This window comes from Ochrobactrum sp. SFR4, from assembly GCF_019730395.1.
GTDB lineage: Bacteria > Pseudomonadota > Alphaproteobacteria > Rhizobiales > Rhizobiaceae > Pseudochrobactrum.
The window spans coordinates 1-279 of sequence record NZ_JAAPBB010000694.1 but is presented as its reverse complement, the minus strand read 5'-3'; the positions used below and the strand labels follow the sequence as shown (position 1 = coordinate 279).

Here is a 279-nt window from a genome sequence, read left to right as displayed (position 1 = left end):
GCAAGGTGCACAGCTGATTTTCTGGAATGGCCTCAATCTTGAGCGCTGGTTTGAAAAATTCTTCCAGCATTTGAAAGATGTGCCAAGTGTTGTTGTGTCTGAAGGTGTTGAGCCGATGGGCATTACCGAAGGTCCGTATAGCGGTAAGCCGAACCCGCATGCCTGGATGTCGCCGTCAGCAGGGATGATTTATGTCGATAATATCCGCGATGCTTTCGTGAAACATGATCCGGAAAATGCGGAAATCTATAAGGCCAATGCCGAAGCCTATAAGGCCAA

At 48.4% G+C, this 279-nt stretch carries 1 protein-coding gene; it reads left to right on the top strand.

Annotated features, from left to right (window positions below):
* A partial coding sequence (locus HBA93_RS20835; protein WP_221724543.1) for a metal ABC transporter solute-binding protein, Zn/Mn family occupies positions 1-279 on the top strand: 279 nt, incomplete at both ends.